The sequence below is a fragment of the Pseudomonas sp. HAR-UPW-AIA-41 genome, assembly GCF_002304225.1.
GTDB lineage: Bacteria > Pseudomonadota > Gammaproteobacteria > Pseudomonadales > Pseudomonadaceae > Aquipseudomonas.
On record NZ_NSLB01000001.1, the window covers coordinates 422696 to 447125 of the forward strand.

General features: G+C 61.5%; 14 protein-coding genes and 2 tRNA genes. 11 read left to right on the forward strand and 5 right to left on the reverse strand.

Going from position 1 to position 24430, the window contains the following annotated elements; genetic code table 11:
• Positions 1–9: 9 nt before the first annotated feature.
• The 5 genes from purF (at position 10) to CK486_RS01995 (ending at position 11684) form a co-directional block, all read left to right on the forward strand.
• Positions 10–1515, forward strand: coding sequence for an amidophosphoribosyltransferase (gene purF / locus CK486_RS01975; protein WP_095938596.1), 1506 nt, complete (start codon positions 10–12; stop codon positions 1513–1515).
• A 37-nt stretch (positions 1516–1552) separates the two neighbouring features.
• The gene (locus tag CK486_RS01980) at positions 1553–2764 is read left to right on the forward strand and encodes an O-succinylhomoserine sulfhydrylase (protein ID WP_095938597.1); all 1212 of its coding nucleotides are present in this window, start codon (positions 1553–1555) and stop codon (positions 2762–2764) included.
• 344 nt (positions 2765–3108) lie between these two features.
• Positions 3109–5796 (forward strand): HD domain-containing phosphohydrolase, encoded by a 2688-nt coding sequence (locus tag CK486_RS01985; protein ID WP_256574338.1) that lies wholly within the window; start codon positions 3109–3111, stop codon positions 5794–5796.
• A 136-nt stretch (positions 5797–5932) separates the two neighbouring features.
• Complete coding sequence (locus tag CK486_RS01990; RefSeq protein WP_095938599.1) at positions 5933–8572, forward strand: LuxR C-terminal-related transcriptional regulator; 2640 nt, start codon at positions 5933–5935, stop codon at positions 8570–8572.
• Positions 8573–8939: 367 nt separating this feature from the next.
• Entirely contained in the window at positions 8940–11684 is a 2745-nt protein-coding gene (locus CK486_RS01995) for a peroxidase family protein (protein WP_095938600.1), read from the forward strand.
• Between the two features lie 257 nt (positions 11685–11941).
• Here CK486_RS01995 and gspD read toward each other — a convergent pair whose 3' ends face one another.
• Both gspD and CK486_RS02005 read right to left on the reverse strand, forming a co-directional pair.
• Positions 11942–13882, reverse strand: a complete 1941-nt coding sequence (gene gspD / locus CK486_RS02000; RefSeq protein ID WP_095938601.1) for a type II secretion system secretin GspD — start codon at positions 13880–13882, stop codon at positions 11942–11944.
• 1 nt (position 13883) lies between these two features.
• The gene (locus tag CK486_RS02005) at positions 13884–14546 is read right to left on the reverse strand and encodes a type II secretion system protein N (RefSeq protein WP_176481629.1); all 663 of its coding nucleotides are present in this window, start codon (positions 14544–14546) and stop codon (positions 13884–13886) included.
• A 354-nt stretch (positions 14547–14900) separates the two neighbouring features.
• Between CK486_RS02005 and CK486_RS02010 the strand changes: the two genes are divergently transcribed.
• Positions 14901–14976: transfer RNA gene (locus tag CK486_RS02010), tRNA-Val, on the forward strand.
• A gap of 20 nt (positions 14977–14996) precedes the next feature.
• Positions 14997–15073: transfer RNA gene (locus CK486_RS02015), tRNA-Asp, on the forward strand.
• Between the two features lie 230 nt (positions 15074–15303).
• Here CK486_RS02015 and CK486_RS02020 read toward each other — a convergent pair.
• Positions 15304–16281: an AraC family transcriptional regulator gene (locus CK486_RS02020; protein WP_095939040.1), complete on the reverse strand. Its 978-nt coding sequence runs from the start codon at positions 16279–16281 to the stop codon at positions 15304–15306.
• A 68-nt stretch (positions 16282–16349) separates the two neighbouring features.
• Positions 16350–17477 (reverse strand): carbon-nitrogen hydrolase family protein, encoded by a 1128-nt coding sequence (locus tag CK486_RS02025; RefSeq protein ID WP_095938603.1) that lies wholly within the window; start codon positions 17475–17477, stop codon positions 16350–16352.
• Positions 17478–17677: 200 nt separating this feature from the next.
• Here CK486_RS02025 and CK486_RS02030 point away from each other — a divergent pair, with 200 nt between their 5' ends.
• From CK486_RS02030 to CK486_RS02045, 4 genes are all read left to right on the forward strand, one after another.
• Positions 17678–19714: an NADPH-dependent 2,4-dienoyl-CoA reductase gene (locus CK486_RS02030; RefSeq protein WP_095938604.1), complete on the forward strand. Its 2037-nt coding sequence runs from the start codon at positions 17678–17680 to the stop codon at positions 19712–19714.
• 235 nt (positions 19715–19949) lie between these two features.
• Positions 19950–21320 (forward strand): chromosome partitioning protein ParA, encoded by a 1371-nt coding sequence (locus CK486_RS02035; protein WP_095938605.1) that lies wholly within the window; start codon positions 19950–19952, stop codon positions 21318–21320.
• A gap of 39 nt (positions 21321–21359) precedes the next feature.
• Positions 21360–22244, forward strand: a complete 885-nt coding sequence (locus CK486_RS02040) for a 1-aminocyclopropane-1-carboxylate deaminase/D-cysteine desulfhydrase (protein WP_256574339.1) — start codon at positions 21360–21362, stop codon at positions 22242–22244.
• 29 nt (positions 22245–22273) lie between these two features.
• Positions 22274–23383 (forward strand): cyclic nucleotide-binding domain-containing protein, encoded by a 1110-nt coding sequence (locus CK486_RS02045; protein WP_095938607.1) that lies wholly within the window; start codon positions 22274–22276, stop codon positions 23381–23383.
• On the opposite strand, the gene CK486_RS02050 is transcribed toward CK486_RS02045, so the two are convergent.
• The gene (locus CK486_RS02050) at positions 23336–24376 is read right to left on the reverse strand and encodes a DUF1853 family protein (protein WP_256574340.1); all 1041 of its coding nucleotides are present in this window, start codon (positions 24374–24376) and stop codon (positions 23336–23338) included. The genes CK486_RS02045 and CK486_RS02050 overlap by 48 nt on opposite strands.
• Between the last annotated feature and the right edge of the window lie 54 nt (positions 24377–24430).

Consider the following 24430-nt stretch of genomic DNA (forward strand, 5'->3'; position numbering starts at 1 on the left):
TTCCGTCACATGTGTGGCATCGTCGGTATCGTGGGCAAATCCAACGTCAATCAGGCGCTGTATGACGCCCTTACTGTGCTTCAGCACCGCGGCCAGGACGCTGCCGGCATTGTGACCAGCCATGACGGCCGGTTGTTTCTGCGCAAGGACAACGGTCTGGTGCGCGATGTGTTCCAGCAGCGCCACATGCAGCGTCTGGTCGGGCATGCCGGCATCGGCCATGTGCGTTACCCGACAGCCGGCAGTTCGAGTTCGGCCGAAGCCCAGCCGTTCTACGTCAACTCGCCGTACGGCATTACCCTGGCGCATAACGGCAACCTGACCAACGTCGAGCAGCTGTCGCGCGAGATCTACGAATCCGACCTGCGCCACGTCAACACTAACTCCGACTCGGAAGTGCTGCTCAACGTGTTCGCCCATGAGTTGGCAGTGCGTAACAAGCTGCAGCCGACGCCCGAAGACGTGTTCGCGGCCGTCAGCGGCGTGCACAAGCGCTGCCTGGGCGGCTATGCCGTCGTTGCGATGATCACCGGCTACGGCGTGGTCGGCTTCCGCGATCCCTTTGGTATTCGCCCGATCGTCTTCGGTCAGCGTCACACCGATGAGGGCGTTGAGTACATGATCGCGTCGGAAAGCGTGGCACTGGATGTGCTCGGCTTTACCGTGATCCGTGATCTGGCTCCGGGTGAAGCGGTGTACATCACCGAAGATGGCAAGCTGCATACCCGCCAGTGTGCCGAGAACCCGCAGTACGCTCCCTGCATCTTCGAACACGTCTACCTGGCTCGCCCGGACTCGATCATGGACGGCGTCTCGGTGTACAAGGCGCGCCTTCGCATGGGCGAGAAGCTGGCCGAGAAGATTCTCCGTGAGCGTCCGGATCACGGTATCGATGTGATCATTCCGATTCCTGACACCAGCCGCACCTCGGCGCTGGAGCTGGCCAATCACCTGGGCGTGAAGTTCCGCGAGGGCTTCGTCAAGAACCGCTATATCGGCCGCACCTTCATCATGCCGGGCCAGGCGGCGCGCAAGAAATCGGTACGCCAGAAGCTCAACGCTATCGAGCTGGAATTCCGCGGCAAGAACGTGATGCTGGTGGATGATTCCATCGTGCGCGGCACCACCTGCAAGCAGATCATCCAGATGGCCCGCGAAGCCGGGGCAAAGAATGTCTACTTCTGCTCGGCGGCACCGGCCGTGCGCTACCCGAACGTCTACGGCATCGATATGCCGAGCGCCCATGAGCTGATCGCCCACAACCGCAGCACCGAGGAAGTGGCCGAACTGATTGGCGCCGACTGGCTGGTGTATCAGGATCTGCCGGACCTCATCGAAGCCGTTGGTGGTGGCAAGGTGAAGATCGCCAACTTCGATTGCGCAGTGTTCGACGGCAAATACGTGACCGGCGATGTCGACGAGGCCTATCTGAACAAGATCGAGCAGGCGCGCAACGACGCTTCGAAGAACAAGGTCAACGTGGTCAGCGCGATCATCGATCTGTACAACAACTGAGGGCAGGGCGGCGCGGGCCGCCCGCAGAGGCACGAGCATGAGTAACGAGTGGCAGGCAGGTCGGCTGGACAGCGACCTCAGCGAAGCAGGTTTCGATACGCTGGCGGTGCGTGCCGGCCAGCGTCGCTCGCCGGAAGGCGAGCATGGCGAAGCCCTGTTCATGACCTCCAGCTACGTGTTCCGCAGTGCTGCCGATGCTGCTGTGCGCTTCTCCGGCGAGGTCGCCGGTAACGTTTATTCGCGTTACACCAACCCGACTGTGCGCACTTTCGAGGAGCGTATGGCGGCGCTGGAGGGTGCCGAGCAGGCGGTAGCGACTGCGTCCGGCATGGCCGCGATCATGGCCTGTGTGATGAGCCTGTGCTCGGCCGGTGATCATATTCTGGTCTCGCGCAGCGTCTTTGGTGCCACCGTCACCCTGTTCGAGAAGTACTTCAAGCGCTTTGGCATTCAGGTCGATTACGTCACCCTGGCGGATCTGGGGCAGTGGCAGGCGGCGTGCAAGGCCAACACCAAGCTGTTTTTTGTCGAGTCGCCGTCCAACCCGCTGGCCGAACTGGTGGACATCGCGGCGCTGGCCGAAGTGGCCCATGCCAATGGTGCGCAGCTGGTGGTCGACAACTGCTTCTGCACCCCGGTACTGCAGCAGCCGCTGAAGCTCGGGGCCGATATCGTGATCCATTCGGCGACCAAGTTCATCGACGGTCAGGGTCGTTGCCTCGGTGGCGTGGTGGCCGGCCGTGCCGAACAAATGAAAGAGGTGGTCGGTTTCCTGCGCACAGCAGGGCCGACCCTCAGCCCGTTCAATGCCTGGGTGTTCCTCAAGGGGCTGGAAACCCTGCGTCTGCGCATGCAGGCCCACTGCGCCACGGCGCAGCAGCTGGCCGAGTGGCTGGAGCAGCAGCCGCAGGTGGAAAAGGTCTACTACGCAGGCTTGCCCAGCCACCCTCAGCATGAGTTGGCCAAACGCCAGCAGAAGGGCTTTGGCGCGGTGGTCAGCTTCGAGGTCAAGGGTGGCAAGGAAGGCGCCTGGCGTTTCATCGACGCCACCCGGCTGTTTTCCATTACCGCCAACCTGGGCGATGCCAAGAGCACCATCACCCATCCGGGCACGACCACCCATGGTCGTCTGAGTCCGGAGGACCGGGCCAAGGCCGGCATCCGTGACAGTCTGGTCCGCATTGCCGTGGGCCTTGAAGAGCTTGAGGATCTCAAGGCCGATCTGACATTAGGTCTGGCAGCGCTGTAAAACGCCCCGTCAGTTTCCTAAAGCCCCCGCTGGTCGGGGGCTTTTTATTGCGCCACTCAGAGGCTGGGCACATACGCATTGGCGAGGAGCTTCTATAGTGGAGGGGCATATCGCTGCCAGAGAAGCGTGCCATGCCTTCACGACGAATTCCGCTCTACGTGCACATTTCCTATTTGTTCGTTGGCCTGCTGCTGGCGTTTGCATTGGTCAGCAACAGCTACCAGTTCATCCAGACCAGTGAACTGATGGTCAATGGTGCGAAGAAGCACTTCGAACTGGTTCGTCAGCGTTCGATTGCCGAACTGGATGCCCTTTACCGGCCAACGGTTGGCACTGTGTCTTTAATGGCACATCAGCGTTTGATTCGAGCGAAAAACCTGCAGGAACGGCTAGATAGTCTGCAGTTTCTGGTCACCGCTCTGGATAGTCAGCCCTCGGTGACGGCCTTGTATATGGGCTATGACAGCGGCGATTTTTTCATGATTCGTCCCTGGCGAAATGAACCTGCTCTGGTGACGCTGTTCAAACCACCAGCTGGCACCCAGTGGCTGGTGCAGAGTATCCAGATGGTCGATGGCAAAGCGGTTGGCGAGCATCTGTTTATTGGGGTGGACTTTCAGGTCATTGAGCGCCGACTGAAGTCCGACTACCAGTTTGACCCTCGCACTAGACCGTGGTTTCTCAGCGCCAAACAACGTGGTGACCTCTATGTCACCGATCCCTACCGTTTCTTTAGTACCGGGCAAGTCGGCGTCACTTTTGCCTACCCGGCAGAGAATGGTCTGGCGGTGGCAGGTGCTGATGTAACGCTGCAGTCCCTCAATACTCTGCTGCAGGAAATTAAAGTCACACCTGGCAGTAGCATTGCACTACTCAATCCTATGGGAGAAGTGCTCGGCTGGCACAAGGGGGCGCCAGAATTGATCAAGGCGGCAGATGGCAGCATGCATCTGCCGCGTCTTGGCGAGTTACCGGCGCCGATGCTGCATAGGCTGGTCAGTGAGCTTAACCAAACGGGTAAGGATGATCTGACGTTTTCCATGGAGGGAGCTGACTGGCAAGGCATACGCGTGGTGTTACCTACTGTTGGTGGGCAGGCGCTTAGTTTGTTGATGGCGTCGCCCCATTCGGAATTGCTGGCCGAGGCCTATGAGCTGCGATGGCGCGGCATGCTGATAGCCGTCGTCCTCCTGGTTCTGGGCGTCATGCTGGCATTGGCTATGGCGCGTCTGGCGTCGAAGCCTTTGCATGCGTTAACTGCTGAGGCAGAGAAAATTGAGCGTTTCGACTTTGATGATCCGGTCAAGGTTGAGTCTCAGATTGCCGAGGTGGTCGACCTTTCTCGTGCCATGGGCAATATGAAAAGCACCATCCATCGATTCCTTGAAATGTCGATTGCGCTTTCAAGTGAAACGAACTTCCAGAGCCTTTTGGCTCATCTCTTGCGGGAAATGCAGGAAATTACCAATGCCGAGGGTAGCCTAATCTACCTGGCCGATGCTGACTCCAGCCACATCGAACTGGCTCGTATGCGTTGGGGCGGTAGTCTGCTCGAAGGTGATACAGATAATGCGATTGATCTGGCCATGGCGCATGGTCATCCGGTGGTGCGAGCCATGCGTGCAGGTAAGCCCTGTTCGCTGTCTGCGGAAGAGTTGCAGACCTATTTGCCCATGCTCAGCGATATCAACAAACCGCTTTCGCTGTGGGTGTTACCGCTCAAAAGTCGGGCCGGGGACCTACTGGGTGTGCTTGCACTCCTGGTTGACGAGCAGCGGCACAAGCTGACGCCAGAACTGAGGGCATTCGTCGAGGCGTTGTCGACCACTTCGGCGGTGGCCCTCAACACCCAGCGCTTGATTGATGAGCAGAAGGTACTGCTCGAATCATTTATTCAGCTGATTGCCGGTGCGATCGACGCCAAGAGCCCCTATACCGGTGGTCATTGCCAGCGCGTGCCGGAGCTGACCAAAATGCTGGCGCGGGCAGCCTGTGCCGAACAAGACGGGCCATTCGCCAGTTTTGCCTTGAGCGAGGAGCAGTGGGAGGAGCTGCATATTGCGGCCTGGTTGCACGACTGTGGCAAGGTCACCACGCCTGAGTATGTGGTGGACAAGGCGACCAAGCTGGAAACGCTGTACGACCGTATCCATGAAGTGCGCATGCGTTTCGAGGTGCTCAAGCGTGATGCCGAAGTAGCCTGCTGGCAGGCCATTGCGGAAGGTGCCGAGGCCACGGCAGCGCAGCAGGCGCTGGCCGAACAGCTGCAGCAACTGGATGATGACTTTGCTTTTGTCGCCCAGTGCAACGAGGGAGGCGAGTTCATGGCGCCGGAGCTGCTGGAGCGCCTCCGGCGGATCGCCCAGCGTACCTGGCGACGCACGCTGTCTGATCGTATCGGCATTTCCCATGAGGAAAAGGAACGCAAGAACCGCACGGCTGAGCCGAGCTTGCCGGTGCTGGAGCCCTTGCTGGCGGACAAGCCCGAACACCTGTTTCCGCGCGGCCCACGCGAGCAGATGGCGGCTGACAATCCCTGGGGATTCAAGGTCAATGTGCCTGAGCATCTGTACAACCGTGGCGAACTCTACAACCTCAGTGTCGGTCGCGGGACGTTGGCCGAGGAGGAGCGTTACAAGATCAACGAGCACATCATCCAGACCATCATCATGCTGGAGAAGCTGCCATTTCCGCGTCACCTGCGCCGTGTTCCGGAAATCGCCGGGGGCCATCACGAGAAGATGGACGGCAGCGGTTATCCCAAGCGCCTGACCCGCGAAGAGATGAGTGTGCCGGCGCGGATGATGGCGATTGCCGATATCTTCGAGGCGCTCACGGCGGTGGATCGGCCATACAAGAAGGGCAAGACCCTGTCCGAAGCGATCAAAATCATGGGCTTCATGCGCAAGGACCAGCACATCGATGCCGATCTCTTTGCATTATTCCTGCGCTCGGGCGTTTATCGTGACTACGCCGAACGGTACATGCCCAAGACCTTGATCGACGAAGTCGATATCTCCGCCTATCTCTGAGGTTTTCCCGTCAAAGGTTGGCGGGATAGTGCGAGGCTGGTCACATTCGCTCAGGGTTAGGCAACCTACTCTGCGGGCGCAGCGTCGAGTACGTTGCCAACAACAATAAGAATAATGCCCGCATGAGGCCTGCTGTATGGACTGCCGAGTCACCCCGCTGCCGGTGTCACTGGGCGTGCTACGTCCGGGTTTATTGCAACTGCTCAGCCACAGCGAGCGTTATGCCCTGACCCTCTTGCTGGCGCCTGCCGGCTCAGGCAAGAGCACGCTGTTGGCTCAATGGCTGCAGCGTGAATCCAGCACCCGACATGTATTGCTCAATCTACAGGCTCGCGATAACGAGCCGGTGCGCTTTTTCCGCCGCCTATTAGCTGCCATCCGTCAGCAGGTCAGTGATTTCGATCCCTCCTGGTTCGACCCCATCGGTGCCGAGTTTTCGCGTTCGCCGGTGGTTGCCGGTGAGTTGCTGGCCGAGGCGCTGGAGCGTGTCGGCGGCAATCTGCAGCTGGTGTTTGATGATTTCCATCATCTGACCGACAGCGTGATTGTCGATGCCCTGGCGGCATTGCTCGACAGCCTGCCTGACAACGTGCGGTTGCTGATCGCCTCGCGCAAGCATCCGGGGTTTTCCCTGACCCGCTTGAAGTTGCAGGACCGTCTGCTGTGTATCGACCAGCATGACCTGCGCCTGTCGGCCGAGCAGGTGCAACAGCTCAATCGTCACCTCGGTGGGCCGCCGCTGAGTGATGACTACTTGCGCAGCCTGCAGGGCATGACCGAGGGCTGGGTGGCCGGAGTCAAGGTCGCACTGCTGGCCTTTGCCCGCTATGGCATCACTGCTCTGGAGTGTTTCAGTGGCACCCAGCCGGAAATCGTCGATTACTTCGGTGAGGTGGTGCTCAAGCAATTGGCGCCGGAGTTGCGCGAGTTCTTCCTTGGCTCGGCGCTGTTCGATCAGTTTGATGGGGCGCTGTGTGACCACGTTCTGCAGCGCAGTGGTTCGGCTCTGTTGCTGGAACAGCTGGCTGAGCAGCACCTGTTCATGCTGCCGGTCGAGCAGCGTCCGGGCACCTATCGCTATCACGCTCTGTTGCAGGACTTTCTCGGGGCGCGCTTGCGTATCGAGAGTCCGGAAACCGTGCTTCTGCTGCGTCGCCGTGCTGCCGAGTATTACCAGCGTCAGGGGGATGTCGAGGCGGCCCTGCAGCAGGCTCAGGCAACGGCTGATCAGGCCCTGTTCATCAGCGTACTGGAGCGGGCAGGCAGTGCCTGGGTGGGTAGCGGCCGTTTTGAGCTGATCCGCAAATGGTATGGGCTGCTGTCCGATGAGCAGTTGCAGGAGCACCCGCCGCTGCTGGTGACCCTGATCGGTGCCCTGACCTTGTCGCGGCGCTTTCATCAGGCCGAGTTCTACCTGCAGATGCTCCAGCAACAGGTCGCGCAGGGCAGGGCGCCGCAGCTGGGTACGCATGCCATGCAGTTCATGCGTCTGACCCTGAACCTGTTCCAGTTCGACAGCGAGGCCGATATCCAGCGTGATGCGCCGAGCCTGCTGGATGAGCGGGTATGCCCGGAAACCCGGGTTCGCGCGCTGACTGCGCTGGCCTATCACGACCTGATGGGTGGTCGTCTGAGCTCTTCCCTGCGAAGGGCCAGTGAGGCCAAGGTGTTGCTCGAACAGGGCGGTAATTTCTTCATGGCCAGCTACATCGATCTGGTCATTGCGCTCTGTCACCGCGCTGCGGGACGGGCGAGCGAGGCGCGGCAGGCGGTGTATGCCGATTATCAGCGCACCGAGCGGCATGAGCCGGCCTGGATCAACCGGGCGACAGCCATGGTGGTGGCGCTGTACGAGCAGAATCAGCTGGCCGCGGCGCAGCAGTTGTGCGAGGACCTGCTAACCGAAGTCAGTTCCTCTTCGGCCACCGAGGCGATCGCCACGGTGCATATCATCCTGTCGCGGTTGCTGAACGGGCGCCAGTTGCCCGGACGTGCTCAGCGTCTGCTCGATCAGTTGCTGCGCATTCTGGAGTTGGGTCGCTTTCCCCGCTTCGTCAGTCAGGTGGCACAGGAGAGTCTGCGCCAGGCGCTGCTGGCCGGTAAGCCGGCGGCGCTGGAAAGTGCTGCGCAACGCTTCGGTCTCACCGAGCGTCTGCAGGCGGGTGAGTGGGATACGGTACGGCCTTATGAAGAGTGCTGGGAACGCTATGGTCTGGCGACGGCATATTGGCTTATCGGACGTGGCAATGCCGGGCGTGCTGTGCGGGTGCTCAAGGTGCTGGCCGAGTCGCTGCGCGGCAGCGAGATGCATGTGCGCAGCCTGGTGGTCGAGATCAATCTGTGGTTGCACAGTCCGGAGTTGGCATCTGACAGTCAGCGAGTAAGAGTGCTGCGCCAGTTGGTGGCGCGCTACGGGGTGCATAACCTGACTCGCACCATCCTTGATGAGGCACCGGGCTTCGGGCCCATCCTGGCGCAGTTGCAGCAGGCCGGCCTGCTGCAGATTCCCTCACGTTACTGCGAGCTGTACGCCGAGTTTTTCCAGGCAGGAGCGGTGGCGCGACAGTCGATCAACCCCCGTTCAGTGCTGACCGACAAGGAGTTGGAGGTGTTCCATGGACTGCTGGCGGGCTGGTCGAATGGCGAGATCAGTCAGCGCGCGGGCATTGCGCTGTCCACCACCAAGTGGCACCTGAAAAACATCTATTCCAAGTTGCAGGTTGCCAGTCGTACCGAGGCGATTCTCGCCGCGCGCGAGCATATCTGGCCGGTCTGAGAGTCTGCTTGCGCCCTTCTGAATCCTGAGCCAGGCCAAGCGAAACCGGTCTGGGTAGACGCACGCCCTGGAGACTGCAGGTACTGGCGTAAAGCAGCCAGCAACTGGCCTGAGCATTAGAAATCACCGTGGTTGCCGGATGGCCGCGTCGCAGGAGGCCGCCAGCGCTTCTGAGCGGTCTGTCGCAATTTCTCCTCACTTTCCTCGGCCAATGCCCCCGCCCCCCCTCCGGGGAGGGGGGGCGGGTACGGCGCTTTTCCCTAGTCTGCCGAGCATGGCAAAAGCCGAGTCAGTCCGGCTGTCGCCAGGTGTCGCACCTTGCCGATACCCCACCTGCGTTTCACACAACAATAACGAGGAGAACACCATGGCTGTATGGGTCACGTGGCCAGCTCTAACCAAGCTGGGTACTCTCGGCGTAATGGCCGGTCTGATTACGCTTGCGATCGAGCGTCAGGAACTGTTCGATAACAACCTGTTCGATCTGGAAAACTACGGGCCGTACAACGCGGCGATCAACTGCGACGAACGCAGCAAGACGGCGCGCACCGAAGATGGTACCTGTAACATCCTCGAAAACCCGGCCGAGGGCTCGGTCTACCGTCGTTTCGGGCGCAATACCGATCCTGCCACTCTGGCTGCCGAAACCACCACGCTGCTGAGCCCCAACCCCCGTGAAGTCAGTAACGTGCTGATGGCGCGTGGCGAGTTCAAACCCGCCACCAGCGTCAACTTCATCGCGGCAGCCTGGATTCAGTTCATGACCCATGACTGGTTCGACCATGGCCCGAACGCCGATGGCAACCCGATCGAAGTGCCGCTGCCGGCCGGTGATGTGCTCGGCTCCGGGACCATGAGCGTCAAGCGCACCCAGGCCGACCCGACCCGCACCGGCGCAGATGCCGGCAAGCCGAGCACCTTCCGTAACCACAACACTCACTGGTGGGATGGCTCGCAGATTTACGGCAGCAACAAGGACACCAGCGACAAGATCCGTACCTTCGAGGGCGGTAAGCTGAAGATCAACGCTGACGGCACCCTGCCGGCTGAGCTGTTGTCCGGCAAGCCGGTTACCGGCTTCAACAACAACTGGTGGATCGGTCTGAGCATGCTGCACCAGATCTTCACCAAGGAACACAACGCCATCGCCGACATGCTGGCCCAAAAATACCCGGGCAAGAGCGATCAGTGGCTGTATGACAAGGCCCGCCTGATCAACGCCGCGCTGATGGCCAAAATCCACACCGTGGAGTGGACCCCGGCGATCATTGCCAACCCGGTCACCGAGCGTGCCATGTACTCCAACTGGTGGGGTCTGCTTGGCCAGGGTGGTCCGCGTGATGACTTCCAGGCCGAAGCGCGCAAGCTGCGTGATGACCTGACCAAGTCCGATTCTTTCGTCAAGGCGATTCTCGGCTTCGACCCGAATGCCGCCGATGGCGTTGGCAACAGCGCGATTGACCATGCCCTGACCGGTATCGTGGGTTCGGCTGCCCCGAACAACTACGGTGTACCGTTTACCCTGACCGAAGAGTTCGTGTCCGTTTACCGCATGCACCCGCTGATGCGCGACGACGTTCAGGTCTACGATATCGGCAGCAACGTGCCGAGCAAGACCGTTGCCCTGCCGGCCACCCGCGATGCCGATGCCGAGAGCATGCTGCGCAGTGAAGGCGCCGACCGTCTGTGGTATTCCTTCGGTATCACCAATCCGGGCTCGTTGACCCTCAACAACTTCCCGAACTTCCTGCGTAACCTGTCGATGCCGCTGGTTGGCAATATCGACGTGGCTACCATCGACGTTCTGCGTGACCGTGAGCGTGGCGTGCCGCGTTACAACGAGTTCCGTCGCCAGATTGGTCTGAACCCGATCACCAAGTTCGAGGACCTGACCAGCGACGCGAAAACCCTCGCAAATCTGAAACGCATCTACAGCAACGACATCGAGAAGATCGACACTCTGGTCGGTATGCTGGCTGAGACCGTACGTCCTGAAGGCTTCGCCTTTGGTGAGACCGCGTTCCAGATCTTCATCATGAACGCCTCCCGTCGTCTGATGGCTGACCGCTTCTACACCAAGGACTACACCCCAGAGGTGTATACCCCGGAAGGCTACAACTGGGTTGAGCACACCACCATGGTGGATGTGATCAAGCGTCACAACCCGAGCCTGGCTGCTAGCCTTGCCGGCGCTGAAAACGCGTTCAAGCCCTGGGGTCTGAAGATTCCGTCCGACTATGAAAGCTGGAAAGGCGCTACCAAGCAGGAACACCTGTGGGTCAATGGTGCCCTGCGTACCCAGTACAAGGCGGGTGAAATGCCGGCTCTCAAACCTGTAGATGTCGGTGGTCTGATCAGCTCAATCCTGTGGAAGAAGGTGCAGGAGCGCACTGACGTGGCGCCGGCTGGCTACGAGAAGCCGATCCACCCGTACGGCGTGATGGCCAAGGTGAAGTTCAATGCTGTGGCCGGCAACCCGTACAGCGGTCTGTTCCAGGGTGCCAGCAGCGGCCTGCTGCGCCTGTCGGTAACTGGCGATCCGGCTGACCGTGGCTTTGCTCCGGGTCTGGCGTGGAAGGCCTTTGTCGATGGCAAACCGTCGCAGAACGTATCGGCGCTCTATACCCTCTCGGGTCAGGGCGGCAACTACAACTTCTTCGCCAACGAACTCTCGCAGTACGTGCTGCCGGAAGTGAACGAGACCCTGGGTACCACCACCCTGTTCTCGCTGGTCAGCGCCAAGCCGACCAAGCTGCGTCTGGATGATATGTCGGAAGTGACTCAGACCGGTGCTGTGGTGGCCACGCCTAAAGCGCCGACGCAGATCTACTTCGTGCCGCGTGCCGAAGTGAAGACCCGTTTCAGCACCGCTGCGCATGACTTCCGTAACGACCTGCTGACTCTGCCGGCCGGCACCAAGCTGTATGACGTGTATGCCACCTCGATGGAGATCAAGACCTCGATCTTCCCGTCGATCAGCAAGAGCTACGCCACTCAGCGCCGCAACAGTGCGGTGAAGATAGGCGAGATGGAGCTGACTTCGGCCTTCAATGCTTCGGCCTTCGGTGATGGTGGTGTGTTCTTCAAGCACCAGCGTGACGAAGACAAGTAAGTTCTAGCTGCAACCGCGTCACACAAAACCCCGGCCTCGGCCGGGGTTTTGCTTTTATGGGGCGTTGCGGAGGTTGGCCTGCGTGGCCGGTCGGGCTGATGATGTGTTGTCGGTGTCGAGCGCAGGTGGGCTGGCATGGGTGGTGTGAACGCGCAATCTGCTGCAGCTTTAACTATGGCGCGCAATCAGCGTGGCTTTCCGTTAGCCAAACAAAAGCCCCGCAATTGCGGGGCTTTTGTTTGTTACTGACTCGACTGTTACTGGCGCAGGTCGATGGCGCGTGCGCCCTGACCGTCGAACAGGCGATCCGGCGAGGTTGGCAGCACGGCACGGCTGGCATCGCGGCTCTCGTCGCCGAGGATACGGATGTCGCTGTACTTCTTGCCTGACAGTGCCGCCAGGCCGGCGCTGTCACGAACCAGACTGGGACGCAGGAAGACCATCAGGTTGCGCTTGATGTGCGAGTCCTTGGTCGAGCGGAACAGCCGGCCGATCAGTGGCAGGTCGCCGAGCAGCGGAACCTTGGAGTCGGCTTGCGTGACATCGTCCTGAATCAGGCCGCCGAGCACCACCACCTGACCGTCCTCGGCGAGGATGGTGCTCTTGATCGAGCGCTTGTTGGTCACCAGGTCGACGGCCTGCGAGTTGAGCGAGGTGCTTGGGGCAATCGAGGAAATTTCCTGCTCGATCTCCAGGCGCAGGACGCGGCCTTCATTGATGTGCGGGGTGACCTTGAGTGTCACACCGATATCTTTGCGTTCGATGGTGGTGAACGGGTTGCTCGCGCCATCGGTGGCGGTGGTGTAGGAGCCGGTCTGGAAGGGCACGTTCTGGCCGACCAGAATTTCAGCCTTCTGGTTGTCCAGAGTGAGCAGGCTCGGTGTAGACAGCAGGTTGCTCTTGCTGTTGGCCGACAGTGCCGTGATCAGCGCACCGAAGTTGTCGGTGCCGATGCCGATGATGGCGCCGTCGGGGAGAGTGGTGTTTTCCGGAATCTTGTCGTTGGCGATGGCATTGATGATGGTGCCCACCGACAGGCCGGTGTTACCAAAATTGACGCCGCCCAGGCCGCCGGTACTGCCGCGGGCATCAACGGCCCACTGTACGCCCAAGGCGTCGGTGATATCGCCGGCGACTTCGACGATGGCCGCCTCGACCAGCACCTGAGCACGCGGCACATCGAGCTGGCGCACGATATCTTCAAGCGTCGCGACCATGTCTGGCTCGGCCAGCAGCACCAGTGCGTTGAGGCTCTCGTCGGCGCGAATCATGATGTTCTGTGGCTTGCCGGCCGCTTCGCCACCGCCATCGGCTTGTTTCAGCTGTTCGGAAATATCGCCGAGGGTTTCGGCCAGGGATTTGGCATCGTTGTGGCGCAGACGAATCACGCGGGTGTTGGCCGAGCGCTCGGTCGGTGTGTCGAGCGACTGGGCCAGACCTACCAGCCGGGCGCGAGCCTGCGGTGGGCCGAGCAGGATCAGACGATTGGTGCGGGTGTCGGCGATGACCTGGGTGCCGCTTGTGCCTTTGCTCTGGCCACGGGCCACGGCATTGTTGAGTACTTCGGCGGCATCCACCACCCAGGCGTGGCGCAGGTTGAGCACGCTGTAATCATGCTCGCCTTTCTGGTCGAGCTGGCGCACCAAATCTTCGACACGGCTGATGTTGGCGCTGCGGTCACTGATGATCAGCGCGTTGGCCGAGGTCACTGCGGCCAGATGGCCGTATTGCGGCACCAGTGGCCGGATCAGCGGGATCAGCTCGGTGACTGAGCCGTGCTGTACCTGAATCAGCCGGGTTTCCAGTTTGTCCGGCGCATTGCGGCCGCCATTAGCTTCGGCCTTGGCTTCGGCGTTGGGCACGATGCGGGCCTGATCGCCCTGGGTGATCACGGTAAAACCGTGGGTGGCCATGACCGAGAGAAACAGCTGGTAGACCTCACTGAGTGACAGCGCGGTTTTCGACACCACGCTGACCTGGCCCTTGACCCGCGGATCGACGACAAAGGTCTGTCCGGTGATTTCCGCCACCTGGTCGACGAACTCGCGCAGCTCGGCGTCCTTGAGATTGATGGTCCAGCGTTCTTCCTGCTGGTCGGCGACGGTCTGGATGCCGGTTTCCGCAGCCATCAGCAGAGGAGGGGCGGCCAGAATAGCGGCAGCCAGTGCAAGCGACAGGTGGTTAAGCTTGAACGTCATGTCAGGGGGTTTCCGCGGAGGTGGGCTCGGAAGGTGTCGTGCTCGGCTCGGCACTTCCCATTTGTTCGCGCAGTTTTGCCATGCGCTCACGAAGTTGGATGAACTCGTCGTCCTGCAGCATTTCCAGTTGCTCGGCACTGGCGCTTGGGCTGTCTTGTGTGGCACCGCTTTCGACGTTGCCAAAGTTGCTGATCAGTTTGTTGGCGGTGCTGGCCCGGCGGGGGAAACTCAGGGTTTCCAGATGCCCCTGGCGCTCCAGCTCGATACGGTCGGGATACACCGCGTGCAGACGAATACCGTCCTGTACGTTGTCGCCCACCCGAAAACGCTGCGGCTTGCCGTCGTCCTTGCGGATGATGGCGCTGGAGCGCTGGCTGTCGGGATGGACAAAGCTGCCGAGCAGGCTCAGGCGCAGATTGGTGGTGGGGGGGGCTGAGTTTGTTTTGGCTGGCGTGCCGAACAGCGGCAGCAGGCTCACCGGGTCCGCTGCGGGAGCGGGCTGGCTAGCGTTCTGGCTGAGCGGCGGGCTGGAACTGTGCAGCAGCTGCATGGCCTCGCGAGTCTGCCAGGCGAGGCTGAGGCTGAGCAGGATCACCAGGGCAACGCCCAGCAGCATGGGTGCCTGGATGGGCAGGCGGGTGCCGATGAAAGGCAAGCTGATCACTCCGTGATTCTCATTGTTATGGCGCCGGAGGCGAGGGTCGATCATAACAGTCTGCTCGGTCTGTTCCAGCCCCCATAAAGAGGGGTTATCGGTTTGTCGGGCGTTGTCTTGTAATGCTGGCGCGAAGTTGTGACACAAGGACTGTTATCGGCTCAGCGCACTGCCTTGTTTGGGTTCTCTGGTACGCACTATCGGCAGGCCTGAGGCCGTCAGACGGCACCGCCATGGTGCGGTTTTTGGGCGTGTCATGGTCGGCCGCTGCTAGGCAAAAATGTGTTGGAGAGAAAAAAGTTCAAGCAGGGTGTTGACTTAGGATTCGGCTCTGCTTAAAGTGCGCGCCTCGCAACACAGAGCGGGTGATTAGCTCAGCCGGGAGAGCATCTGCCTTACAAGCAGAGGGTCGGCGGTTCGATCCCGTCATCACCCACCAAGTTGTTGTGAGACCGACGCGCAGCGGTAGTTCAGTCGGTTAGAATACCGGCCTGTCACGCCGGGGGTCGCGGGTTCGAGTCCCGTCCGCTGCGCCATATACGAAAGCCCCGAGTCGAAAGACTCGGGGCTTTTTCTTTGTCTGCGATTTACATTCTGTAATTTTTTTGTCACCCGGGATCTTTAGCTTCACTGGCACGGTCTTTGTTAGGATCGTTTTGTCAGTAAAGGAGGAAGCCCAATGGACGATTATCAGGAAGAGTGGCTCGAACTGCATGCCTGTGAGCAGGACGCAGCAGAGCCGGTGGATGACGCCACCGAGATGTAATCAGCCAGCCGCCTGCTGGCGCTGGAGTCGGCGGAACTCTCCGGGAGTCAGTTCGCTCCAGCGCTTGAAGGCACGCTGGAATGCCTCGGCCGAGGCAAATCCCAGCAGGTAGGCAATTTCACCGAACGCCAGTTCGGTGTCACGTATGTAAGTCATCGCCAGGTCGCGTCGGGTCTCGTTGAGGATGACGCGGAACTGCGTGCCTTCTTCGGCCAGTTTGCGCCGCAGTGTCCAGCTGGGCATCTGCAGCTGCTGCGCCAGCTCCTCAAGTTGCGGTTCACGTCCGTGCAGTAGCGGGCCTAGGCGCTGGGTCAGGCGTTCGCGCAGGCTGCGCGTGCGGGTCAACTGTTCCAGCTGTGCCTCGGCCAGTTCCAGCATCTGTTGCCAGGTGCTCGGGCAGTGGGTCGGGATTTCAATATCCAGGCTGGCGTTGTTCAGGCGCAGGGCATTGCCTGACGCCGAGAACTCGGGGGCAACGCCAAAGCAGCTTTCATAGCGTTCGGCATAGCTGGGAGGGGCAAACTCGATGTGCACCCGTTCGGCTGTCAGGGCGCGACCGCACACACCGCTGAGCTGATGCAGCCAGCCGGCCAGTACCGAGTCGACCACGAAGTGATTGAAGTGGTTGTAGGGGCTGATCGAGTAAAAGCGCAGCCAAGCACCCTGCGGGTCCTCGCTGAAACTCGACTGACCGCGGTAGTTGTGAGCGTATAACGGCTCGAAGCGAATCAGGGTCCTGGCCGCCTCGCGGAGTGTGGGGGCCTGGGCGGCAGTGACTCCCGCCAGGCCTGCCTGGCTGATATGCCCCAGCTGTCCCATGAGCAGCCCAAGTGCTGGCTCGCCAGTAAGGCTGATGGCGGCATGTCCCAGGCGCATGAAACGGGGAATGGACAGGCGTTCGCGGGCTTTGCTCAGGCGTTGAGGGCTGAGATGAAACTGGCTCAGCAGCGCTGCCGGATCGGCGTCCAGCTGACGCATGGCGGCCGCCAGGCTCTGCACGAAACCGACGGACAGATCGCCCAGACGCACGCGCAGTTTGCTGCTGTTCAGAGCCACAGGTTGACCAGTTGTGTGCCGGGTTGATCGGGGGCGAGCAAGTGCCGGTCAGGTAAGGCAAGCATGCTGCGTCCGTCACTGCCGAGGTTCCACAGCTGGCCGCGCATGAACACGGTCAGTCCGGCGCGAGCCGGTGTGCTGCTCAGGCGGGCAGGCAGCGAGTGACGTTGCCAGGCTTCGCCCTCACTGATGCTGGTGGGGGCTGTATCGACATCCCCGGGCGTGCCGGCGAAGGTGGTATAGCCCCCCCAGGGTTTCTGCCAGTGCCGGTTGCCGGTGAGAAAGGCCGGAACCGCCAGCAGATCGACCTGGGCCTGAGTCAAGGGAAGGTAACTGTCGGGGTACCAGCTGTCGGCACAGATCAGCACGCCGAGGCGTCCGGCAGGCGTTTTGATGACCTGCAGTGCAGCGCTTGGCGCGGCGGCAGTGAAGCCGGTTTCGTCCGGGATTGGGAAGGCTTTGCGCTGCGGCTGGCCCAGCGGGGCGCCATCCGGGCCGAAGACCAGACTGATGTTGTACAGCGGGCCATCCCCGATGCGCAGAATGCCGTCTACGACTTCAGGCTCCGGCAGCACGATGGAGCCTGCGACCAGGGTTACGCCAAAGGACTCGGCCAGGCCCCCGAACAGGCTCTGGTAGTCATTGGCCATCTGTTCGGCCTTCATGCGAAACAGTGCGTCGCTAAGTCGGTCACTGCCCTGACTGGCAAGGAGGGCCCCGAGCAGGTCGAGTGGATGGTTGAGGGCTAGCCAGAGCATGGCCTCGTCCAGTGTCTCTGAGGCAAAGACCTGCGGTTTTTCTCCGGCGGCGACCAGCCAGGTACCGATGTGCTCGGGCAGGATCACGATACTGCGCGCATTGAGCAGACCTTCATGACGAGCTTTTTCCAGGTAGGCGGAGAGCTTGAGATAAAGATGCTGGCTACTCTGGTAGTCGGTGCTGAACAACTCGGGCTGGATGCCCAGCAGATTGCCGCGAGTGCCCGGGGTGCCGTAGTTGAGGGTAACGCTGCTGCGCAGATCACTGAGGTAGTGGCTTTGCGGTTGCCACTGGGTCCAGCCGGCGTAGACGGCCAAAAGCGCAGCAGGCAGTAGGCTGAGGCGGATGGCGCGGCGCATGCTGGAGTCCGGATGGAGGCTGAGGCTGCAGAGTAAAAGGCGCTGCCGGGTTTGCCAAGCCTTGCTGTTATTTAGAGTCATTAAGTTGTCAGTTTTGATCATTGAGCCCCGGCGGGTGGCTCTTTATCGTCTGCTGCATAAACCGATCGCCTGGTCATGAGCCGGCGGCATACCGTGAACCTGACTGCTGTGGAGTGACCATGACTGTCGCGCAATATCCGAATTTGCTGGCCCCGCTGGATCTGGGTTTCACCACCCTGAAGAACCGGACCCTGATGGGCTCCATGCACACCGGTCTGGAAGAGAAGCCGGGTGGTTTCGAGCGCATGGCCGCTTATTTTGCCGAGCGTGCCCGCGGCGGCGTCGGCCTGATGGTGACCGGTGGCATCGGCCCGAACGAGGAAGGTGGCGTCTATTCCGGTGCGGCCAAGCTGACCACACTGGAAGAAGCTGAAAAGCACAAGATCGTGACCCGCGCGGTACATGAGGCCGATGGCAAGATCTGTATGCAGATCCTGCATGCCGGTCGTTATGCCTACAGCCCCAAGCAGGTTGCTCCGAGCGCCATTCAGGCGCCGATTAACCCGTTCAAGCCCAAGGAGCTGGACGAAGAGGGCATCGAGAAGCAGATCGCTGATTTCGTCAATTGCGCCAAGCTGGCTCAGGTCGCCGAGTACGACGGCGTCGAGATCATGGGTTCGGAAGGTTACTTCATCAACCAGTTCCTGGTAGCTCACACCAACCAGCGGACTGACCGCTGGGGCGGCAGCTACGAGAACCGCATGCGCCTGCCGGTCGAGATCGTGCGCCGCGTGCGTGAAGCCGTTGGCCCCAACTTCATCATCATTTACCGCCTGTCCATGCTCGATCTGGTCGAGGGCGGCAGCACCTGGGATGAAATCGTCCTGCTGGCCAAGGCCATCGAGAAGGCCGGTGCCACCATTATCAACACCGGTATCGGCTGGCACGAGGCGCGCATTCCGACCATTGCCACCAAGGTGCCGCGTGCGGCGTTCACCAAGGTAACGGCCAAACTGCGTGGCGAGGTCAGCATTCCGCTGTGCACCACCAACCGCATCAATACTCCGGATGTGGCCGAGGAAGTGCTGGCCGCCGGTGATGCCGACATGGTCTCGATGGCCCGTCCGTTCCTGGCCGACCCGGAATTCGTCAACAAGGCCGCTGCCGGTCGTGCCGACGAGATCAATACCTGCATCGGCTGCAACCAGGCCTGTCTGGACCATACCTTTGGTGGCAAGCTGACCAGCTGTCTGGTCAATCCGCGCGCCTGCCATGAGACCGAGCTGAACTACATCCCGACCACTCAGGTGAAGAAGATTGCCGTGGTGGGTGCCGGTCCTGCGGGCCTCTCGGCAGCCACAGTGGCGGCTGAACGTGGCCACAGCGTGACGCTGTTCGATGCGGCCTCCGAGATCGGTGGTCAGTTCAATGTGGCCAAGCGTGTACCGGGCAAGGAAGAGTTCTACGAGACGCTGCGCTACTTCAAGAAGAAGCTGGAATCGACCGGTGTCGATCTGCGCCTGAACACCCGCGTATCGGCTGATGATCTGGTCAAGGGCGGCTTCGACGAGATCATTCTGGCCACCGGTATCGTGCCCCGCACCCCGGGCATTCCGGGTATCGAGCACGCGAAGGTGATCAGCTATCTGGATGCCATCCTGCAGCGCAAACCGGTTGGGCAGAAAGTGGCTGTGATCGGTGCTGGGGGTATCGGTTTCGATGTTTCCGAGTTCATCACTCATCAGGGCGAGGCCACCAGTCTCAACCGTGATGCGTTCTGGCACGAGTGGGGTATCGACACCACGCTGGAAGCGCGCGGCGGTGTTGCGGGTATTCAGCCTGAGCCCCATGCTCCTGCGCGTCAGGTATTCCTCCTGCAGCGCAAGAAATCCAAGGTGGGTGACGGTCTGGGCAAGACCACCGGCTGGATTCACCGTGCCGGTCTGAAGAGCAAGCAGGTGCAGATGCTCAATTCGGTGGAGTACCTCAAGGTCGATGACGCCGGTCTGCACATCCGCATTGCCGAAGGCGAGCCGCAGGTTTTGCCGGTGGATACCGTGATCGTCTGTGCCGGTCAGGACCCGCTGCGTGAACTGCAGGCTGGCCTTGAAGCTGCGGGGCAGAAGGTGCACCTGATCGGCGGGGCCGATGTGGCTGCCGAGCTGGACGCCAAGCGCGCCATCAACCAGGGTTCTCGACTGGCTGCGGCGCTCTAAGCCGGGCTGACAGGCGCCCGCCATCCTTCCAGGGATGGCGGGCGTTTTTATTGGTGCATGCGTTTGGTCACAGTTTTGCGGTGCTGCGCTTTCTTCGTGGCGGTGGCCGGCGGGCGAGTGCCAACCCAGTCACATTGCCCGTCTGAGCTTTTCCCCTAGACTGATGGGGAAATCGCTTGCGCCAGCCAGGGTTCTGGCTGAGCGCCTGCGTGTGCCTGAGGTGAGAGGAATTGTCATGAGCCTGCAGAACAAACCACAGATGGTGGAAGCCGTGCTGTTCTTCAATGAACGCGGCATCTGCAAGGAGATGCATTATCCGGAATTCGAGGCGTTGCTGGATAACGTGGTGCGGATGCATGACTTTGCCGATCAGCAGGTGCGTTGCGCCTATGTACTGATCAATCCGCGTCTGCTGGTTCGCTCGGTGGTGCTTTTCTTGCTCGATTTCGACGAGCGTGGCGAGGCCGACAAAGGCTGGAATATTCCGCTGCGGCACCTGGCCGAGCGTGCCGGGCGTGGTCCGGATCTGGGCGCAGGCCCGATCCGCCTGGCCTGCCGTAGCCAGTGTCCGGTTTCCTGGCACCAGATGCACCTGTGGGATCCCAATCTGTCCTCCTCGGGCAACGATTTGGCGCTGATTCGCGATGCGGTCAAACGCAACAATCTGGGGATTCTGGTCGAAGAGGAGATGCCGCAGCCGGTGGAGCTGGACCGCCTGCAGATGGTTTCCGAAGACCGCTGGTATGCCCCGGCCTCGGCCAGTCAGGAAGAGATCGAGAAGCGTGCGGCCGAGCTGGAAGAGCAGCACCGACAGAAGACGGCGCACCTGATCCAGCAGGAACGCCTGCGCATCGCCACCCTGAGCCAGCAGCACGAGGAGGAGCTCGCCAAGTTCCGTCTGGTCGCGGAGCAGCAGCTGGCAACACTTAAGCAGCAGGCGCAGGCTCTGCAGCAGCAGTTGAAGCAGCAGGAAGAACTCAATGCCAGCCTCAAGGCGCAGCTGGCGGCGCAGGCCGATGCGTTTGCTGCCTCGCGTGAGGAGATCAGTCAGCAGCAGCGTGAGTTGGAAAAACTCGGCAAAAACCAGGTCGACTTGCTGCGTGCCCAGTTCGACAGCGAGCTGAAGGCCAAGATTGCCGCTGCCGTGGTGGAACACCAGGAGCAGGTGGCCTTGCGTGATGTCGAGTTGGCCTATCGCAAGGAGCAGGAGACTCAGTTGCGGGAGGAAATTGCGCGCCTGCACGAGCAGGTGGAGCAGGCCCGCGGCCAGGGTGACGGGCAGGTTCTCGAGCAGTTGAGCAAGCTGGGTGTGGTGTTTGTGGTTTACCACCCGGGGGCAGGTCACCTGACCATCGCCCTGCAGGACATTGCGCGCTATCAGGAAAACCCCATGGCTTACGTGGCGGCCAAGTGTTTCGTGTCCGAGCCACAGTATTGTCAGTGGCTGGCGCACTATCAGATGCCCAGCTGTGAGGCGCTGCTGCCCAACGGCGAGCGTTGCGGAATGCCGATTGACCGGGTCGACACGCCAAGCCGCTTCATCAGTGGCGACTCCAATTGCTGTGCCCGGCACAAGGCCAGCAGCAAGCTGCGTACTGTCAGCTGAGTGACCTCGGCCTGGCATCAATGGGCGCCGCGTGCGCCCTTGCAGTCCCTGAATCTGTCCTGGCTTGAGGCTGCTGGCATCGAGGCCGCGATCCTGCGCCTGGATCTGCTGGATCCACTGCTCAGTGGCAACAAGTGGTTCAAGCTCAAGGGCCACCTGCGGGTTGCCGAGGCGGGTGGATCGCCTGGGCTGATCAGTGTCGGCGGTGCTCACTCCAATCATCTGCATGCTCTGGCGGCTGCCGGGCAACGCTTTGGTTTCTCCACGGTCGGCCTGCTGCGCGGTGAGCCGCAAGATACGGCTACGGTGGCTGATTTGCAGGCCATGGGTATGCAGGTGCACTGGCTTGGCTACGGCGAGTACCGGCAGCGCTATCAGGCTGCATTCTGGCAGCCCTGGCTGGAGCGCTATCCGGGCTATCACCCGGTGCCCGAAGGTGGCGGAGGCCTGCCTGGAACCGAAGGCTGTGCCGCGATTGCCGAAATGATCGAGGCGCAGTTGGAGGGGCTCGGTTGGGACGATTACCAGCAGTTGTGGTTGGCGGTAGGCAGCGGCACCACGCTGGTCGGTTTGCAACTGGCCTTGCCGGCAGGGCCTGAACTGATTGGCGCACTGGCTGTGCCGGCGCGCTATGGCGTGGGGGAGCAGATCGAGGCGCAGTTGCAGCAGGCGCAGTGCGAGCGCCGGCAGTTCCGATTGCTGGAGGCTTGTGGCGCCGGCTTTGGCCGATTCGATCAGGCGCTGCTGGACTTCATGCAGGATTGCGAGGCGCAGAGCGGTATGTACTTCGAGCCGGTTTACAGCGCCAAGTTGCTGCTGGCGTTGCAGCAGCAGGCGGCTGGCGGTTACCTTGCTGCCGGTAGCCGTGTGGTTCTGCTGCACGGTGGTGGTCTGCAGGGGCGGCGATCCCTGTTGGCCAGATGAATGTTCGAGTGTGCGGAGTTAGCGCAGCCATGAGCCATCCCCTGAGTCCTGAACAGTTGCGCAGTCTGACGCCGCTCAATGTGCTGTCGGAGTTGCAGTGGCGTGAGCTGCGTCCGCAACTGGTGCCTCGGTTGCTGTTGGCCGGGCAGCGGCTGTTCGCGCTGGGCGAGCAGACGGCACTGACCTATTACCTGCTCAGTGGCGAGTTGCTTCTGCGGGACGCACAGGGTGTCGAGCAGGTGCTGCAGGCCGGTTCGGCAGAAAGCTGCCACCCGCTGTCGCCTACCTTGCCGCGCCTGCACGAGGCGGTCGCGCTGAGCGATGTCAGCGTGCTGGCGCTGGACAGTGCCACCTTCAACCGCCTGCTGACTTGGCGCCTGTCCTATCAGGATCTGCTGCTGGAACTGCAGGATACCGGCGAGGATGTGGAGTGGCTGGAAGCGCTGCTGGCCAATCCGCTGTTCAACAAGGTGCCGCCGGGCAATGTGCGCAGCATGTTCCAGCGCATGCAGTCGCTCAGCGTACAGGCTGATCAGCGCATCATCAGTCAGGGTGAGCTGGGGGACTGCTGCTACTTCCTCAAGAGCGGTCGCGCCGAAGTCATGCGTGATGAAGGCTCGGCGCAGCAGGTGCTGGCCGAACTGGAGGTGGGGGCCTGTTTCGGTGAGGAGGCGCTGCTGGCCGACCGGCCGCGCAATGCCAGCGTGACCATGCTGGAGGATGGCGTGGTACTGCGGCTGGATCGCGACGACTTCCTGGCTCTGCTCAAGGCCCCGGTGGTGCATGAGGTATCCCTCGGTGAGGGGGCACGTCTGCTGGCCGAGGGTGCGCAGTGGCTGGATGTGCGTCAGCAGGAGGAATATGAGCGGGCACATGCCCTGCAGGCGCTGAACATGCCGCTGCACCTGTTGCGGCTCAAGGCGCGTCTGCTCGATCCGCAGCGTACCTACCTGTGTTACTGCGACAGCGGCAAGCGCAGTGCTAGTGCGGTGTTCCTGCTCAGTGAGCTGGGCTTCAGCGCCTACGCCCTGCGCGATGGCGTGGACGCCCTGCCGGCCGTGCAGCGCGATGGTCTGCTGTGCGAGACCGGCTCAGGTTATCTGGCCCGTTCCGGCGGGCGTACCGAGCGCAGCAGCTGACGCCCAGTCATCGGCGCAGATGAAACTGCGCCGTACTTCCTGCCAATGGCCGTCGTGCGTTGACTCCAGCAAGGCAATCAATTGCGCGCGTGGGGGCTGCTGCGGCAGGGTATCCCACCAGGCCGGCAGGTCGCTGATGGGGTGGCAGGACTGATTGCTGCGATCGGCGGGGGCCAGCCATTGCAGTCGCTCCAGTAGTACCCAGCGGCAGTCGGCATTTTGCTGCACATAATCGTCCAGTTGCGCCCGGTGCAGCCAGTCGCCGCTCAGTCCTTGTGGGTTGGCGCCGACGGGGTCTGCAACGGGTATCTGCCAGGGCCGGAACAGGTAGCCACCCAGCCAGGCAGCGGCATTCACCGTGTCGGTCGCCAGGCTGCGCAGCAGTTGGCGCGCGGCATGGGATTGCGCCAGCTGCAGCTGATGCTGGCGCAGGTGATTCAGCTTGCGGTCCAGGCGGTCCTCCCGGCCTGGGCCGATCCAGCGTTGCCATTGTTCGGTGAGGGGTGGGCAGCCGAGGTATAACTTTACCGCCAGTTCCAGATGATGCACGCCGTCGCGGTCCTCCAGCAGCAGATCCAGCTCGCCCAGGGTCAGTTGGCCCTGACGCACCGGCAGATTGGCCGCCAGCAGGCGCACACCGGGTGCCTGCTGCAGGGCGAATTGCCAGAGGCGTTCGTAGTAATGACCCAGGCGTTGGTTGTGACTGCTTTGCAGCCAGTGCTGCAGGGGTTCCGGCTGTTGATCGAGGTGCGTCAGCCAGGCGGCCAGGCGCTCGGGGTTGTCGGCCCAGTGGCTGCCCGCCAGCGGATGGCGCTGAGCGATGCCCGCGTCCAGCAGCAGGGGCGGCGAGGTCAGGGTCCAGGCCAGGTCGCGTAACGCCGGCTGGTGCAGGCGGTGGGGCAGATCGGCCAGTTCGCTAAAGGGATGCATGGCGCCAGCATAGCGCAGCGCGGTTTGCCCGGGCTTGCGGCAATAGCCCATAATCGGCGGCATCGTTGCCGCGTCTCTGGCGGCTGTGCCAGCCCTCAGTGGTGCGTTTGCGCCCCG

Bases quoted from the DNA above. Each gene is read 5' to 3' on its own strand.
- purF (WP_095938596.1), top strand. From the start codon at position 10: ATGTGTGGCATCGTCGGTATCGTGGGCAAATCCAACGTCAATCAGGCG.
- CK486_RS02050 (WP_256574340.1), bottom strand. From the start codon at position 24,376: ATGCCGCCGATTATGGGCTATTGCCGCAAGCCCGGGCAAACCGCGCTG.
- CK486_RS02020 (WP_095939040.1), bottom strand. From the start codon at position 16,281: ATGCGTCAGCTGGACGCCGATCCGGCAGCGCTGCTGAGCCAGTTTCAT.
- CK486_RS02025 (WP_095938603.1), bottom strand. From the start codon at position 17,477: ATGCGCCGCGCCATCCGCCTCAGCCTACTGCCTGCTGCGCTTTTGGCC.
- gspD (WP_095938601.1), bottom strand. From the start codon at position 13,882: ATGACGTTCAAGCTTAACCACCTGTCGCTTGCACTGGCTGCCGCTATT.
- CK486_RS02030 (WP_095938604.1), top strand. From the start codon at position 17,678: ATGACTGTCGCGCAATATCCGAATTTGCTGGCCCCGCTGGATCTGGGT.
- CK486_RS02035 (WP_095938605.1), top strand. From the start codon at position 19,950: ATGAGCCTGCAGAACAAACCACAGATGGTGGAAGCCGTGCTGTTCTTC.
- CK486_RS01995 (WP_095938600.1), top strand. From the start codon at position 8,940: ATGGCTGTATGGGTCACGTGGCCAGCTCTAACCAAGCTGGGTACTCTC.
- CK486_RS01980 (WP_095938597.1), top strand. From the start codon at position 1,553: ATGAGTAACGAGTGGCAGGCAGGTCGGCTGGACAGCGACCTCAGCGAA.
- CK486_RS02045 (WP_095938607.1), top strand. From the start codon at position 22,274: ATGAGCCATCCCCTGAGTCCTGAACAGTTGCGCAGTCTGACGCCGCTC.
- CK486_RS01990 (WP_095938599.1), top strand. From the start codon at position 5,933: ATGGACTGCCGAGTCACCCCGCTGCCGGTGTCACTGGGCGTGCTACGT.
- CK486_RS01985 (WP_256574338.1), top strand. From the start codon at position 3,109: ATGGCACATCAGCGTTTGATTCGAGCGAAAAACCTGCAGGAACGGCTA.